The following is a 15,694-nucleotide window of genomic DNA, read 5'->3' as shown; positions in this document are numbered from 1 at the left end:
CTACGAAAACATCTTAAATATCTTTTTAAATAATCCTTGAACTCCAGTACCATCATCCTTAGACGCCGCTCCAAGTAGAGAATTACCTATATCTTGAATACATCCTGCAGCATCAGAAGATGGATATCTTACTATAAATGGCATTTGCTCTCTAACAGCCTGAACTAGCTTTCTATCATCTAACACGCATCCTAGATAGTTTAATTTCATAGTTAAAAATCTATTGACTACGTTATCAAATTTTGAAAAAGTATCTTCACCTTCTTTATAGTTAAGTGCCTTATTAACAACTATATTTGCCTTATTTTTTATCTTAAAATGGCTAGTTGCCTTAAGAAGACTATAGGCATCTGTCAGTGATGTAGGTTCTGGTGTAGTTATAACAATAAGTTCATCACAACATGATATAAATGCTAATACGGTTCTATTAATACCAGCTCCGGTATCCATGAAAATATAGTCGAAATCTTCTATCTGAGAGATTTTGTTTAAGAATACCTCTCTTTCTCTCTCAGTAAGATCTTCTACTTTATTAAGTCCTGATCCACCTGGTAATAACTTTATTCCATATGGTCCTGTAGCCAAAACATCATTTAAATTTTTATTATTATTTATTACATCAAATATATTATACCTCGAAGATATTCCCATTAAAACATCATCATTGGCCATTCCTATATCAGCATCAAAAATTAATACCTTTTTGCCCATCTTTTGCATATGAATCCCTAGATTTACTACAAAGTTGCTTTTTCCAACCCCTCCCTTTCCGGAGGTTATAGTTATTATCTTTCCTTTTTTTGATAAAGAAGGATTGCTACTCTGCGCAAGCTTCCTAAGGCTCTCAGCTTGATCTAACATATATTATCCTCCCCCATAATGAGCTTAGCTATCTTTTCTTTTGTAAAAATAGTTATATCATCTGGCACGGTCTGCCCTGTGGTCATAAAGCTTATAGGCTTATCTGCTAATTGCAATATATTTAAAATTGAGCCATATACAGAGGTTTCATCTAATTTAGTTATTATAACATGGTTATAATTTAAGATTTTGAACCCTTCTACTATGGATTTTATATCCCTATTTTTAGTTGTAGCACTTATAACCAAATGTATGTTATCTGAATTCACCTTTTGAACAAAAGCTCTAAGTTCAGATATCTGCATGGAATTCTTACTGCTTCTTCCTGTGGTATCTATAAGGATTACATCACAGTGTTCCATGGACTTTACTGCATCCTCCATCTCTTTAGTAGTAATAACTACTTTAAAGTCTAGATTCATGATTTCAGCATAAGTTTTTAACTGGTCTACAGCACCTATTCTATATGTATCTACGGTTATTAGTCCTACTTTCTTCTTTTCAATAAGAGCCATTCTTCCTGCAAGTTTTGCGATAGTTGTAGTCTTTCCTACTCCTGTAGGTCCTACTAAGACTACAGGGCCTTTCAAATCAACATTTTCTACAGCTATACGCTTCTCTATTGCTTCTTTTAAAGTGTTTTCATCTTGTTCTGCAGATAGGGGAATGTCCTTTATTATGTTCTCCACTAAATTTTCTTCTATATCATTATTTATAAGGCTTTTTCGAAGATTTTCATAGGGCTTTTCTTTAGCATCTTCTCCAGATATAACCTTGGTGATTAAACTTTTCATCTCTCTCATTTCTTTTACTAAATAATCTTGATTACTTTGTGAAGGATACTGATTTTTTGGTGTATCCTTCACATCTCTGATATCTTCTCTTTTATACGAATAATCAGTTTCATTTCTTCTTTCTGAACTATAACTTTGGCTGGCTTTAGAGCTGGAAATCTGATCATTCATCAGTTTTTTAATACTTTCAATCGAGTTTTCTAAAGTGTTTTCTTGCTTTTTATTATCAGTATTATCCTTTTTTGATGAATTCTCTACAGCAGCTGTTACTTCAATCATCCTAGGTGAAAATAATCCAAAAAAACCAGGCTTTTTTATTTTTCTTTGACTTATTATAACAGCGTCTTTTCCGAGCTCGTATCTTATCCTCGTCATAGCTTCATTCATACTCTTTACCATATATCTTTTAATTAACATTAAAACGTCACTACTCCTTCAGTTCTAATCTCTACGTCATTAGGAATCTCATTTAGAGATATTACCATAACATGAGGAAATACCATCTCAATAAGCTTTCTGAAAGGAGCTCTCACATTAGGGGATACTAAAATAACTGGTTGATTGTTGAAAAAATAAACAGAATCTAAAGTATTCTTTATAGAATTAAATATTATCGTTGTAGTATCTGGATCCACTGCAGGGAAAGAGCCGTTAATAGACTTCTGAACATTACTTGCTATAACCTCTTCTATTTGTGGATCTAAGGTTACAACAGATACTCTTCTGTTCTCATCAATTATTTGATTACATATAGTTCTTGACAATGCAAATCTAACATATTCAGTGAGAAGCTCAATGTCTTTAGTATTTCTAGAGTTATCTGCTAAGGATTCCATAATGGTTACCATATCTTTTATTGGAACCTTCTCTCTTAAAAGACTTTGCAATACCTTTTGTAATTCTCCGATTGTTATTAAATCTGGTATTAATTCATCTACAACTGCACTATACTTTTCTTTTGTATTATCTACTATTAGTTTAACTTCTTGTCTGCCTAATAATTCATATGAGTGAGCTTTAATTGTTTCAGTTAGATGAGTTACCATAACTGTGGTTGGGTCAACTACTGTTAATCCCTTAATTTCAGCATCTTCTCTTTGATCTTTATTTATCCACATAGCTGGAAGTCCGAATGTAGGCTCTATGGTTCTAATTCCTGGAATATCTACATTCTCACCAGCTGGATCCATACATAAAAGCATGTTTGGCATCATTTCTGAGCTTGTTACTACTGTTCCTCTAATCTTTATAACATATTCATTAGTTTTAAGCTGGAGATTATCTCTTATTCTAATAGGTTGTACAACAATACCCATTTCAATAGCACATTGTCTTCTTACTGAAGCTATTCTTTGAAGTAAATCTCCTCCATTGCTTTCATCCGCTAGAGGAATAAGACCATATCCGATCTCTACTTCCATAGGTTCAACAGATATTAAGGTCATAACATTCTCAGGTTCTTTTCTTTCTACTTCTGCTATTGCTTCTTCTTCTTGTACGATTTCTCTTACTATCTTAGCTTGCTCATCTTTATATAAAGCATATGCTGCTGCTCCAAAGCCTGCAGCCATTATTAAAAATGGAACCTTAGGCATAGCAGGGATTAAAGCTAAGAATAACATTAGTGCTGAAGCAAGTCCTAAAACAATAGGGAAACCTGTTAACTGTTTAGAAAGAACAGAACCAAAGTTTTCTGAATTACCAGATCTAGTAACCAATATACCAGAAGCTGTAGAGATTAAAAGCGCTGGCACCTGGCTCACAAGACCATCACCTATAGAAAGTCTAACGAACTTTTGAGCTGCTTCTGCTATTGGAAGATCCATCATAACTACTCCGATAATTATTCCACCTAGAACATTTATCATTGTGATTACTATAGCAGCTATGGCGTCTCCCTTAACGAATTTAGACGCACCATCCATGGCTCCATAAAAGTCAACTTCAGCTTGAAGATCTGCTCTTCTTTTTCTTGCAGTTGTCTCATCTATAATTCCTGCATTTAAATCAGCATCAATACTCATTTGCTTACCTGGCAAAGCATCAAGTGTAAATCTAGCTGCAACTTCTGATACTCTTCCAGAACCGTTAGTGATTACAACAAACTGAACTACCATTATGATTAAGAATATTATAATACCTACAACGTAGTTACCCCTGATAACAAACTCACCAAAGGCATCTATTACCTGCCCTGCATATCCTCCTGTAAGTACAAGTCTAGTAGAGGATATATTGAGTCCTAGTCTAAAAAGCGTTGTAACTAGCAATAATGTTGGGAAAACTGATAACTGCAATACATTGGTAGTAAACATTGTTATTAGTGCTATAACCACTGACAAGGTTATATTAAGAGCTATTAGTACATCTAGCATACCTGCTGGAAAAGGTATTATTATCATTAATATGATTCCAATAACACCTAAAGCAACTAGTACATCTAGATTCTTTTTTAAGCTTAACTTTTTACTGGTTCCTTCCATAAATTAACCTCATCCCTTTCCTACTTCTTTTTCATCTTAAAGACTAAAGCTAGAATCTCTGCTACCGCTTGATACATATCTGCTGGTATTTCTCTGTCTACATCTACCTGCTCATATATAAGCCTGGCTAGAGGTTTATTCTCTAGTATAGGAATATCATTCTCTTTTGCTATTTCCTTTATCTTAAGAGCTACATTATCAGCACCTTTTGCTAGTACTCTTGGTGCCTCCATGTTCCCCTCCTCATACTTTATTGCTATTGCTAGATGGGTTGGGTTTGTAATAACTACTGTAGCATCTGGCACTGCTTGCATCATTCTCTTTGTTGCCATTTCTCTTTGTCTTTGCTTTATTTTATTTTTTATCTGAGGATCTCCTTCCATCTGCTTGAACTCTTCTTTAACTTCTTGCTTTGACATCCTCATTTCTTTACTGTACATTCTTCTCTGCATAAAATAGTCTGCTGCAGCTATTACAACTAAAACTAAAGTTATTTTCATAAATATATTTAGTAGAAGCCTTTTAAACTCTGCACCTAGAGATGGCAAATATATATTGCCTATATTTATAATCTCCATGTAATTTGATTTTACAAAATCGTAGCCAATATATGACAACACACAAACTACTATAAAGTTTTTGCCTAACTCAACGAAATTTCTTTTAGAGAACATATTCTTTAATCCTTTTAATGGATTAAGTTTTCCTAAAGAAGGTTTTAGAGGTTCACTTGTAAATAAGAAACCACTCTGTGCTATAGAAGATACTATACCTATAACCATTATAGGTACAACTATAGGGATCAAATCCTTAAGTATCCTGTATACCACCATTAGGGATAGTCCGTTTAGGTAGCTTATGTTTATCTCTTGGTGAAAGTTATTTGACAAGAAATATATTAGATTATACTTCAAATCAGTAGATACATAGCCTCCTAAAATAGCTATTACAAGTGTACAAGCTACTAATGTCATAGCTAGGTTTACATCCTTACTACGAGCAATCTGTCCTTTTTTACGAGCTTCAGATTTCTTTTTAGGAGTAGCTTCTTCTGTTTTATCTTCTGCTGCAAATATCAAAACTAGGGGGATAGCCTTATATATGCCTTTGTAAACATCAGGCAAATAACTAAAGGCAGCTACCATAGCTTTAGCTATCATTGGAAGAGCTATCATAAATGCAGCCATGCCCACTAGCATCTTTATTGGCATGCCAAGTATCATAATATTTAACTGAGGTACTGTTCTTGATATTAGACCCATAGTTAAATCTGTTATTATTATTATCAATACTATTGGTATTGCAATTTTCAATCCTATTATAAAATACTGAGTAAAGGAGTTTATTATAGTCATTACGCTGTCCTGGAATATAATGCTCTTTCCTATTGCTACAACTTTATAACTACTAGATAACTCTCTTATCAGCATGTGATGTCCATCTACTATAAAAAATATCAATATTGCAAGCCAGTATAAAATTCTGGATAGAAGTGTTGATTGATTCTTTGTGACTGGATCAAACATAGAAATCATGCCTAGACCTATCTGTTGATCCATAAGGCTTCCTGCCATCTCCACAACGTAAAATATCATAGATGTGACAAAGCCCAAGGTTATTCCTGTCATAACCTCATTTAATGCATAAATTATAATAGTATAATTGCTTTGGATATTTTGTACGGCACCTATATCTACAGTGCCTACAAGTATAAACGCTAATATTACATTTAAAGATATTTTAAAGGTTGCAGGTGTTCCCGAAGGGAAAAAATTAGGTATTATCGTAAAGAATGTTACCAGTCTTAAGAATATAAAGAAAGTAGCTAAGTAATATGCTGTATCAATCAATCTTATCACCCTTAATGAACTATATTAGATATAAGTTGAAAAATACGTTCTGTAAAAGACATAAGTTGCGTTAACATCCAACTACCTAATAATAATCCTATCGCTGCAACAGCTACAAGTTTTGGAACAAAAGTAAGTGTCTGCTCTTGTATTTGAGTAGACGCCTGAAAAATACTTATTAATAAACCTAACACTAGTGAAACCACTAAAAAAGGTGCTGAAAGATATAATGCAGTTGTTAATGCATCTTTTATTATTCCTATAACTAATTGTTCACTCATAATAACTCACCTCAAGAAAAACTCAAAATTAACGATTTCACTAGTAAGTACCATCCATCTACCAATACAAATAAAAGAAGTTTAAATGGTAGAGAGATCATAGCTGGTGGTAACATAAACATACCCATGGACATTAATACGCTGGATACTACCATATCTATTATTAAAAATGGCAAAAAAATCAAAAAGCCAATTTGAAATGCCGTTTTTAGCTCACTGATTGCAAAAGCTGGAACCACAACATATAGTGGAACATTATCTTTAGTTACTTTTGTTTCATCAAGTTTTGCTGCTTCTATGAAAAGTTTCAAATCTTTTTGTCTAGTTTGTTTAAGCATAAACTGCCTTAATGGCTTTGAACCATTATCTATAGCCTGTTGCTGAGTTATCTTGTTGTCGAAATAAGGTTGCAAAGCATTGGTGTTAATATCATTATACACTGGCTGCATAATAAATATAGTCAAAAATAATGCCAACCCAATCAAAACTTGGTTAGGTATAGACTGTTGTGCTCCAATGGCATTCTTTAGGAAAGAGAAAACCACCACAATCCTTGTAAAGCTGGTCATCATGATAAGAAAAGATGGTAACACTGAAATTAGTGTAAGCATTACCAGCAATCTTATATTTGATACATAATCTTTAGGATTGGTTGATCCTCCAACAGAAAAATTTATGTTTGGCACAGGGGTGTCCTGTGGAGCTGCTTGTGCTTTATAAGTTACAAGTCCAACAAAAGCAAAAGCTAATATTAGAATAAATATGTATTTTTTTTTATATTTCATTTTATTTTTCCTTTGAATCCTTTTATCTTTATATTTCCTATCATATCAGAGTACTTCTTCATCATCTCTTGGCCATATTGCTCTTTATTTGCAATTATGCTTTTCATTGTCTCCTCATCAAGTTCCTCAAGTTTTTCAGTACTATGTGGGGAACAACTCATAACATAACCTTTATCTCCTGTCTGAAGAAGTACTATTGATATCTCTTTAGATAATTGAATCTTCTCTATTACTTTTATATATCTGCCTTTTTGTAAGCTATTATACTTGTTTCCAGTAAGTTTTAAAGATATTAATACCAAGCATAAAGTAAGTACTACTCCAAATACCAACTTTATAATAATAAAAAATAATTCCATATTATAATCATCCCTTACTGTACTATAAGTTCTTGGAAGTATGCCTCTATAAACTGTCCTTGTGATACTCTTTTATTAAGGTTATCAATAAGTTCTTTTTTTACATTTTCTAAATTTGTGGACTTAAAATCCTCTGCTTTTTTAGATTGCAAGTATTCAAGTGCTGTTGATTGAAGCGCAATAAGGTCTTCTGTAGCTTCTGTTCCGAGCTTTTTATTTGTCTTATCATAACCTACAGAAAGCTTTGCCTTAAGATAATGCTTTTCCTTATCATCGCTTAGATTAACTGTGTATTCACCTAATTCTAAGTAGGTTTGTTCTACTTTTACAACCACTTTAGTCTCAGGTGTAGCACTTTTACTTTTTTGATAAAAATAGAATCCTGCAAAGCTTCCTATCCCAATCAATATAAGAACTAGTAAAGCTATAATAATAAGATTGCTTTTCCCCCCAGGGTTTTCTGACTTTTCTTTTTTTGCTTTTTTCTCTTTTTTCTCAGCCATTACTTCTTCTCCCTTTCCGTTGCTACTATCAAAATGTTTATTCTTCTATTTTTAGCCCTATTTTCTGGTGTAGAGTTATCAACTAATGGTTTAGCATCACCATAACCAGAAGCGGTTAATCTAGTAGAATTAATATTTCCTTGATCAATAAAGAATTTAACAACATTTACTGCTCTAGAAGCAGAAAGATCCCAATTACTTTGAAACCTATATGTATTTATTGGAGCATTATCAGTATGCCCCTCAACAATTATATTATTTGGAACTGACTTCAATAGCTTACTTAACTTTTCCATAAGACTTTTACTTTCTGGAATAAGATCCGCTTTTCCGGTTTCAAAAAGAGTACTGTCTCTCAATTGAAGTAAAACTCCACTATCATCTTTTAAAACCTCTACCGAAGCCCCCAACTTATTTTCTTCTATAAAGTTATTTGCGTTTTCATACAAAGCATTAAGGTTTGCTTTTGCATTTAAACTTTCTTTAGTATTATCTAAAGCAGAAGTACTCTGCCCATTACCTGAAGTGCTTTTGCCACTTAGAACCTTTTTAGAAGCTGTTTCTATTTTTCCCTGATCCATAGTAGAGAATGCATATAGAATAACAAAGAATATTAGTAAAGCAGTTATAGTACTAGAAAAAGTAGTAAACCACTGATTTTCTCTTACTTCTACCTTATTTAAATTTCTTCTCTTCCTAGCCATTGGTTAAAAGCTCCTTTTGCATTTAAATTTCCCTTTGAGTACTCTGATTTTTCCTCAGGCGAAAGGTAATTTATCAACTTCTGTTCTATTATTCTAGGATTAACCCCTGACTGTATGGCTAATATCCCCTCTAAGATCATCTCTTTTGCTGACACTTCTTTTTCATTTTTATAATTTAAATTTGCTGCTATAGGATTAAGTATTGCATATGCCAATACCGCTCCATAAAATGTTGCCATAAGAGCCTTTGCCATTCCAGATGCTAAGGTACTAGTATCACTTAAACTTCCTAACATCCTTACAAGACCAAGTAATGTACCAATCATACCAAAAGCAGGTGCATAATTGCCCCACGTCTTAAATATATTGGCACCTTTTATATGTCTTTCAGAAACCTCATCGATCTCTAAATCCATTATCTCTTTTATTGTTTCCGGTTCAATTCCATCTATGACCATCCTAAGCCCACTTTTAAGAAACTCATCATCCATGGTACTTAAGTCTTTCTCTAAAGATAATAAGCCTTCTCTTCTAGCTTTTTTAGATATATTTGTAAACTGCTTTAAAATCTCTATTTTTGAATAGGCCACCTCTCTAGTGGATGCCATAAATATTTTTCCTATTTTCTTTATTTCATCTATGGAATAGTTTATAAGTAATGCACAGAAAGATCCGCCTATGGTTATCATTAGTGAAGGCAGATCAAAAAACATTTTAATTCCTGCGCTGCTACTCATGCCCCAGATCAACATTATCAAGCCAAGAAACAGCCCTATTAAAGTAAGCGAATCTAACTTTTTCATGCCTTACCTCCTACTATTTTAGGGTAATTATCTTATTTTTATATCTTATAACTTTGTCTACTACCTCTTCTACAGTTTCTAACACTATATACTTCTTTCCATTGGTAAGAGTTATTATAGTTTCTGGAACTTCTTCAATTTTTTCTATATGTTCAGCATTTAATACGAACTCTTTGTTGTTCATGCCAGTAACATTAATCATCAAAGCCTCCTATTTATTTGTATGGGACATCAATTAGATGTCCCATATATTTTTACTATCTCTTTAGGTTTATTATATCTTGAAGTATTTCATCACCAGTGTTGATCATCTTACTGCTTGCTTGGAAAGCTCTAGTTGCAGTAATCATATCTGTAAACTGCTCTGCAAGGTCTACGTTTGACATTTCAAGCATACCTTGAAGTGCATCTCCAAATCCCTTACTGTTATCGTCATCTCTTGTGTTTGATCCACTCTTTATTGTAGCTTCTCCAGAGTTTACTGATTGAGAATAAAGGTTTCCGCCTTGCTTTGTAAGACCAGAAGCATTCTTAAATGCAGCCATAGCTACTTGTCCAAGCGCTGCCACCTTACCATCTTCAAGCACTCCATTTATAACTCCATTTTTATCTATTGTGTAGCTCTTTATTCTAAGTTCTGTATCTGTTCCTGGAATTTTAACCTTTTCTGGTATTCTTAGTGTTTTTAATGCTCCATCATAAGCTCTAACAGTCTTAGTTCCATCAACGTAAGTAACATCTCCATTTGGATCTAAGCTTTCTACTGGTGTACCTCCATCAGTAGCATCTGAAGCTGATTGAGTTTGAGTTAAAGGTCTTATTGTTCCACTTACAACTAAAGTTTGATCTATTTGCGCATTCTCTAAAGCATTTTGAATTTCTCTGTTTATTCTATCTACAGTCACTCCAGGAGTTACAAAATCTCCATTAACTATTATTCTCTTATTTGTAGTATCTACAGATACAGATGGCTTAGTTCCTTGAGTTACAGTACCTATTTGTACTGAATAATTATTTAATGCTGCCCCTGGACCTGCTGCAAGACTCAATCCTAATATATCTCCCTTAATTTGAGGAGCTTGCTTTTCAGAACCTCCAGATATATCATTTGATACCAAACTTGTATAAGTTTTCCCAGTTCCACTTGCTACTGTTATCGCATAAGTTGAATCATAGTTACCAGCAGTAACTGTTGGAGAAGATGCATTACCAGTTTGTATTGCAGGTGATGCTGCTATAACTGCATTTCTAATAGCAGTTTGCAATTGAGCGGAGCTCACTGCATTTGGTGTTAAAAAGTCTCCTGATACCTTTATTACCTTATTGGCAGTGTCAACATTTGCATTTACAGTACTAGCTGATACATCTGCAATTTGGAAGGTATATCCATTGTATGTTGACCCTACTGGGAAGGATATTCTTAAATTAGCAAGAGTTACATCCGTTGGCTTGCTGTCATCACTACCATTAGCGATCTTACCTACCGCTGTAGAATCCGTCAAACTTGTACCTGTAACATTAGTTATTTGAGGAGCTGTGATGTTGTTCTTATTTAATTCAGTATTGAAAAGTCCTTTAATGCTAGCAATATTAGTTGCTGAAGTTGCAGCTGTAGTAAAGTCTCCATTTATAGTAATAACCATATTGGATTTATCTACAGTTACTGAAGGAGTCTTTCCAGTGGTAGTATCACCGTACTTTATAGAATAACCATTTAATTTTCCACCATCAGAGAAAGTAAAGCCTAATCCACCTATATCCGTTTTTGGATTTCCTGAACCATCAACAATATTTGGTACAGCCTTGTATGCTCCTAATTTATCAGTTGAAACATTACTTTGAGATAAAGTAGAAAGTGATCCTGTTATCTTGTCAACAGTTTGAGTAATCTTACTAGCTTGAAGCTGTTGATTTATAATATCCTTTAAGTCATCTGTACTTACGTTACCATTTACCATATCTGCATCTATTATTATCTTATTAGGACTTGTTGTTACATGTGCTCCAAGTGAAGTTCCTGCACCTATTTTACCAAATTGAATCACAAATCCTTCTAGTTGCTTACCATTACCAAATTGAAAGGTTAAGCCTCCAGCAGACACATTAGCTGGTGCTGCATCATCAAGACCTCCATTTGTCTTATCAGAAGAAAGTTTAGGAATAACATCTAATTTTCCTGCAACAGATACCGTTTGAGCTATTCCAGCAGATGATAAAGCTTTATTTATAGCTGTTTCAACCTGAGATGGTGTTAAAGCTCCTGCAGTTGCAAAATCTCCACTTACTACTATTTGTTTATTATCTTTATCGACATTTGCTGAAGTTACAGTTTGTGGTCCAACTTCTCCTGCAACTACCTTATATCCATTTAATGCTGAACCAGGACCAAATTTAATATCTAACCCATCTAAACTAACTTTGCTAGGAGCAATTCCGCTAGGTGATACTGAAGTATCATCGTTAGTCAATGCATATCCCATAACTCTATAACCATCAGCAGTTATTAGATTTCCTTGTTCATCTAAACTAAAAGCACCATCTCTAGTGTACATAAGCTGAGCTCCTGAGTTTGTTAAAGATTGAGCTGTTATGTTATGAGCTCCTGATCTTTGATTAACTTGAAGTTGATTATCTCCAAATACTGCTGCACCTTTACTTACCATGAAGAAGCCATCGCCGTCTATAGCCATATCTAAAGCTCTTCCTGTTGGTTGTAAGTTACCTTGCTTCATTACTGAGTCTATACTTGCAAGCTTTACTCCTAGACCAACCTGAGCAGAGTTTATACCACCTTGATTTGCATTTGGTGCCATTGAATCCTTAACACTTTGGCTAAGCATGTCCTGAAATCTTGCTGTTGAAGATTTAAAGCCTGTTGTTCCAACGTTGGCTATATTATTACCTATAACATCAAGCTTAGTTTGGTTAGCTTTCATTCCACTGATTCCTGAGTACATTGATCTTAACATATATATTGACCTCCCAAAATTTTTATAATTAATACCTTGCTTCTTTCCTTCCACAAGGTGAGGCCCCCTCTTTTTAGGTCCAGCCTCTTACTTATAAGATAACTACGCTATCTACATTAGTGAATACATTTTCCTTTGCTCTATCCTTCTCCACCGCAGTTATGATTGTTTTATTCTCTACACTGGCAATCAAAGCCACATCCTTGTATACCATAACCGTATTTTTTGCACCCTTATCCCTGGCTAAATCAAATCCTCTTTGAATTTCCATGTAATCTGCTTTAGAGAAATTTATACTTTTTAATCTTTCTGACGCATGACTTGATATCTTATATCCATAACTCTCAGAGTTTATCTTTTCATCAAGTATATCCTTAAAACTCTTCTTACTAGCATCAGTGACTATTCTTTTATTTTCTGAAGGTGCAGTTAGGTTGCCAACTAAATACGGCTTACCATTTACTATTCTGTAACTACTCACACCTACCACCCTATTCTACAGCATTTACTTTTGTTAGCTTATCATAAGTAAAGGTCTTTAAAGTATCTTGCCCATCAACCTTAACTGATAAGTTTATTACTCCATTTTCCTTTGATACACCTTTAACTATTCCCTTATATACATTACCACTAGCATCTTTATCTGAGAACTCTGCCTGTTTACCAATTAGTGATGCTGCTGATAAGAAGGACATATTACCGTTGATATTTGTTATTGGAGCTATTGTACTGTCAGGTACATCTAAAACCGTATCTATATTACTCATCGGAAAATCTTTATATTCATTCTGTCCGTTAACACTTACTGCAACACTTATCGTAGTTTCACCATTCTTTGTAGCCACAGCTTTAATTACTCCAGTATAAGGCGTCCCTGAACTATCAACGTCCTTCATAGTTACACCCTTACCTACAAGTGAATTAGATGCGAATGAACTCATAGTAGTGTTAAGGTTGGCCATCTGTTCCATTGAAGTGAACTGAGCCATCTGCGATATGTACTGTGTACTATCCTTAGCATTGTCAGGATCTTGGTTAGAAAGTTCTGCTGATAAAATCTTTAAGAACGAGTTCTTATCCATGTCCTTACCTGGCTGTATTATTTTTGTACCTCTAGTGGTTGCCCTTGAACCATCATAACTTGTTACAACATTATTTGAGCTTATATCTGTTGCCATCATCACACCTCCTAAACTAAATGATTAAGGTTATTATCTATAATAGCTTGTCTAGAATTTTCAGCTATATTAATATCATCATCCTCTATTTTCGTACTATTGTCATTAGTGTTCTTCTGCCTATTTCCCTTTTGTTCACTGCCAAACCCAAAGTTAGACATTTGCGAATTTTGATTTCTATTAGGATTGTTATAGTTATCGTTTCTTATCTCTATTGATACTTCTGGTATCTTTATATTGCTAGTCTCTAGACTTTTCTTCAAATCCTTTAGATTATCATTTAAAATGCTATACGCTTCTTTTGTATTGGCTGTGATTGTAGCCTTCATGTTAGAAGTATCAAGAGTAAGCTTTATAGTTATCTCTCCTAAAGTTCCTGGGTTAGTCTTTAAGGTCAGTTCCTTAACATCTAACTTTTCCATATACTTTATAGACTTAACTATGTCACTAACCATAGTATTTCTACCTATAACAGGCTGCTCCTTTGGTGCTTCTACAGCTTGAGTGGTATTTTTAAGCTGATCCATCATCATAGAAAATTTACTTTGAACATTGCTTTCCTTATCACCAATTATAGATTTAAGCACCTTATCACCATCATTAGAAGAAGAATTCAAATTTTTCGCTGAGCTGTCTGTTAATGTGCTATTTTCAGAAGCTTTAAATTTATTAACCACAGATAATAAACTAGTAGTATTAGGATTTTTAGCTTCTTTACCTTTATTTAAGTTAGCTTCACTTTCTTTATTATTGTTTTTTAAATCAACAAGTTCTAGAATTATCTGCTTAATATCAGACTTTGAAGAGTTTACTGTATCAGAGTTATTGTCAGATGAATGTGCAAGCATATTCTGGATACTGTTTTTAAGCTTATCTCCTAAACTTAATTCTTCTTTTCCATCAACCTTATTTAGCAGCGCCATTATTTCTTTAAGTATATTTTTTGATTCTGATTTTTCACCTAAAGACTGCTCAGCGCTTTGTTCCTTGAGGTTTAGCAAATTTTTAACAGCTAAATCTATAAGATTTGCATTCTGAAGTTTGCCATTGGCTGTATTCACATTCAAATTGTCTTGTGAAGCATCAACTTGGTTACCTGTAGTCTCATTATTGGTTTGAGTATTATTGCCCATTAGAAGCATAGTCAAAATTGCAATAAGCTTGTCTGTGTCATCTACTGAAGCCTTTTTGTCATCATCTTTTATATCAGTTTTCTCTTTAGCCGGATTCGCTGCCCCTGTTATACTATCACTATTGCTATCTCCAGAAATTTCTTCAATAACCTTTTCTACAGAGTTAATAACTTGGTCTACATTTTCTGGCTTCTCATCTGAAAATACTTTAGCAACTTGATCTTTTAAGCTTTCCTTATTATTATCAAGGTTCTGCTTAATCTGCTTTAACTTGGACATAGTGTCTTTTATATCATCATCATTTGATTTATCTTTTGTATCATCCTTTTTAGGAAGCGATTTCGATAAAACGGCTGAAAAGCTTGAAGCACTACTATCGTTAGCTTTAACTTTATTATTGCTATAGTCTTGGTTATATGAATTATTATTGCTAACTGGTGTCACATCATAGCCACTATTAAGACTGCTATTTATACTATTAATAGTATTGATGCTATTTTCAATGCTCGTATTGATACTATTTAAGTTCATACTCATATTCACTTTATTCACCTCCTTTCAGTGTTTCTAAGGTGAGCGTATAAAGCAAATTCATCATTAGCTATCTGCTCTTGTCTATCTTGTTCCTTGATGAAAGCTTCATATCTCTTTTCCTTAAGTATCTCTACAGTTTTCTTATCAATCTGCTTTTGCTTAAGGTCTTCTCTTCTGTAAGTTAATTCTCTATCTTTATTCTCGAGCTCTTTTTCCTTACTCTTTATACCAGCACTTAAGGCATTTAAGTAGTTTCTCTTTATTTTTTGATAAGCTCCTGATTCCCCACTTTTTATGCTTTTATACTGTTCAAAACTTTCATGCATCTCATTAATCTTTTGCTCAATCATTGTCTTTTCTTTTTGAGTCTTTTGAAATAATATTTTACTTTCTTCTTCTTTTTCAACTCTTATATCTAAAACCTTTTGAAGACTAAATTTAAATCCATTTGGCATGA

General features: G+C 33.7%; 15 protein-coding genes and 2 pseudogenes. All 17 read right to left on the bottom strand.

Features of this window, described 5'->3' with window-relative positions:
• A complete protein-coding gene (locus tag GXK57_RS02120) occupies window positions 1–861 on the bottom strand; it encodes a MinD/ParA family protein (protein ID WP_160670747.1) in 861 nt (286 codons plus the stop codon).
• Window positions 855–2,072 (bottom strand): flagellar biosynthesis protein FlhF, encoded by a 1,218-nt coding sequence (gene flhF, locus GXK57_RS02115; RefSeq protein WP_160670744.1) that lies wholly within the window; start codon window positions 2,070–2,072, stop codon window positions 855–857. The genes GXK57_RS02120 and flhF overlap by 7 nt, the downstream gene beginning before the upstream one ends.
• Window positions 2,072–4,138, bottom strand: coding sequence for a flagellar biosynthesis protein FlhA (flhA, locus tag GXK57_RS02110; RefSeq protein WP_160670741.1), 2,067 nt, complete (start codon window positions 4,136–4,138; stop codon window positions 2,072–2,074). The genes flhF and flhA overlap by 1 nt, the downstream gene beginning before the upstream one ends.
• Window positions 4,139–4,158: 20 nt before the next feature.
• Entirely contained in the window at window positions 4,159–5,988 is a 1,830-nt protein-coding gene (locus GXK57_RS02105) for a fused FliR family export protein/FlhB family type III secretion system protein (protein ID WP_160670738.1), read from the bottom strand.
• Window positions 5,989–5,999: 11 nt separating this feature from the next.
• Window positions 6,000–6,269, bottom strand: coding sequence for a flagellar biosynthesis protein FliQ (gene fliQ, locus GXK57_RS02100; RefSeq protein WP_128212500.1), 270 nt, complete (start codon window positions 6,267–6,269; stop codon window positions 6,000–6,002).
• Between the two features lie 11 nt (window positions 6,270–6,280).
• On the bottom strand, window positions 6,281–7,054 hold the full coding sequence (gene fliP, locus GXK57_RS02095) for a flagellar type III secretion system pore protein FliP (protein WP_160670735.1): 774 nt from the start codon (window positions 7,052–7,054) through the stop codon (window positions 6,281–6,283).
• Complete coding sequence (locus GXK57_RS02090; RefSeq protein ID WP_160670732.1) at window positions 7,051–7,413, bottom strand: flagellar biosynthetic protein FliO; 363 nt, start codon at window positions 7,411–7,413, stop codon at window positions 7,051–7,053. Before GXK57_RS02090 ends, fliP begins: the two co-directional genes overlap by 4 nt.
• Window positions 7,414–7,427: 14 nt before the next feature.
• Window positions 7,428–7,916: a flagellar basal body-associated FliL family protein gene (locus GXK57_RS02085; RefSeq protein WP_160670729.1), complete on the bottom strand. Its 489-nt coding sequence runs from the start codon at window positions 7,914–7,916 to the stop codon at window positions 7,428–7,430.
• On the bottom strand, window positions 7,916–8,620 hold the full coding sequence (locus GXK57_RS02080) for an OmpA family protein (RefSeq protein ID WP_160670726.1): 705 nt from the start codon (window positions 8,618–8,620) through the stop codon (window positions 7,916–7,918). Before GXK57_RS02080 ends, GXK57_RS02085 begins: the two co-directional genes overlap by 1 nt.
• A complete protein-coding gene (locus tag GXK57_RS02075) occupies window positions 8,596–9,423 on the bottom strand; it encodes a MotA/TolQ/ExbB proton channel family protein (protein ID WP_160670723.1) in 828 nt (275 codons plus the stop codon). Before GXK57_RS02075 ends, GXK57_RS02080 begins: the two co-directional genes overlap by 25 nt.
• Window positions 9,424–9,436: 13 nt before the next feature.
• Window positions 9,437–9,625: a flagellar FlbD family protein gene (locus GXK57_RS02070; protein WP_128212494.1), complete on the bottom strand. Its 189-nt coding sequence runs from the start codon at window positions 9,623–9,625 to the stop codon at window positions 9,437–9,439.
• 55 nt (window positions 9,626–9,680) lie between these two features.
• Window positions 9,681–10,073 (bottom strand): annotated as a pseudogene (locus tag GXK57_RS26970) (flagellar hook-basal body complex protein); the annotation flags it as partial.
• A gap of 2,010 nt (window positions 10,074–12,083) precedes the next feature.
• Window positions 12,084–12,380 (bottom strand): annotated as a pseudogene (locus GXK57_RS26965) (flagellar hook-basal body complex protein); the annotation flags it as partial.
• 103 nt (window positions 12,381–12,483) lie between these two features.
• On the bottom strand, window positions 12,484–12,873 hold the full coding sequence (locus GXK57_RS02060) for a TIGR02530 family flagellar biosynthesis protein (RefSeq protein ID WP_160670717.1): 390 nt from the start codon (window positions 12,871–12,873) through the stop codon (window positions 12,484–12,486).
• Window positions 12,874–12,883: 10 nt separating this feature from the next.
• Window positions 12,884–13,573, bottom strand: coding sequence for a flagellar hook capping FlgD N-terminal domain-containing protein (locus tag GXK57_RS02055; RefSeq protein WP_243156351.1), 690 nt, complete (start codon window positions 13,571–13,573; stop codon window positions 12,884–12,886).
• An 8-nt stretch (window positions 13,574–13,581) separates the two neighbouring features.
• Window positions 13,582–15,240, bottom strand: coding sequence for a flagellar hook-length control protein FliK (locus tag GXK57_RS02050; protein ID WP_243156358.1), 1,659 nt, complete (start codon window positions 15,238–15,240; stop codon window positions 13,582–13,584).
• A gap of 11 nt (window positions 15,241–15,251) precedes the next feature.
• Complete coding sequence (gene fliJ / locus GXK57_RS02045; protein WP_160670708.1) at window positions 15,252–15,692, bottom strand: flagellar export protein FliJ; 441 nt, start codon at window positions 15,690–15,692, stop codon at window positions 15,252–15,254.
• Between the last annotated feature and the right edge of the window lie 2 nt (window positions 15,693–15,694).

The organism is Clostridium sp. C8-1-8, from assembly GCF_009928445.1.
Classification (GTDB): domain Bacteria; phylum Bacillota; class Clostridia; order Clostridiales; family Clostridiaceae; genus Clostridium_AR.
This window is presented reverse-complemented; position numbering and strand designations above follow the sequence as displayed.

Coding starts and splice junctions, on each gene's coding strand:
- GXK57_RS02070 (WP_128212494.1), bottom strand. CDS start 9,625: ATGATTAATGTTACTGGCATGAACAACAAAGAGTTCGTATTAAATGCT.
- GXK57_RS02090 (WP_160670732.1), bottom strand. CDS start 7,413: ATGGAATTATTTTTTATTATTATAAAGTTGGTATTTGGAGTAGTACTT.
- fliJ (WP_160670708.1), bottom strand. CDS start 15,692: ATGCCAAATGGATTTAAATTTAGTCTTCAAAAGGTTTTAGATATAAGA.
- flhF (WP_160670744.1), bottom strand. CDS start 2,072: ATGTTAATTAAAAGATATATGGTAAAGAGTATGAATGAAGCTATGACG.
- GXK57_RS02075 (WP_160670723.1), bottom strand. CDS start 9,423: ATGAAAAAGTTAGATTCGCTTACTTTAATAGGGCTGTTTCTTGGCTTG.
- GXK57_RS02055 (WP_243156351.1), bottom strand. CDS start 13,573: ATGATGGCAACAGATATAAGCTCAAATAATGTTGTAACAAGTTATGAT.
- fliP (WP_160670735.1), bottom strand. CDS start 7,054: ATGAAATATAAAAAAAAATACATATTTATTCTAATATTAGCTTTTGCT.
- GXK57_RS02050 (WP_243156358.1), bottom strand. CDS start 15,240: ATGAGTATGAACTTAAATAGTATCAATACGAGCATTGAAAATAGCATC.
- fliQ (WP_128212500.1), bottom strand. CDS start 6,269: ATGAGTGAACAATTAGTTATAGGAATAATAAAAGATGCATTAACAACT.
- flhA (WP_160670741.1), bottom strand. CDS start 4,138: ATGGAAGGAACCAGTAAAAAGTTAAGCTTAAAAAAGAATCTAGATGTA.
- GXK57_RS02080 (WP_160670726.1), bottom strand. CDS start 8,620: ATGGCTAGGAAGAGAAGAAATTTAAATAAGGTAGAAGTAAGAGAAAAT.
- GXK57_RS02085 (WP_160670729.1), bottom strand. CDS start 7,916: ATGGCTGAGAAAAAAGAGAAAAAAGCAAAAAAAGAAAAGTCAGAAAAC.
- GXK57_RS02120 (WP_160670747.1), bottom strand. CDS start 861: ATGTTAGATCAAGCTGAGAGCCTTAGGAAGCTTGCGCAGAGTAGCAAT.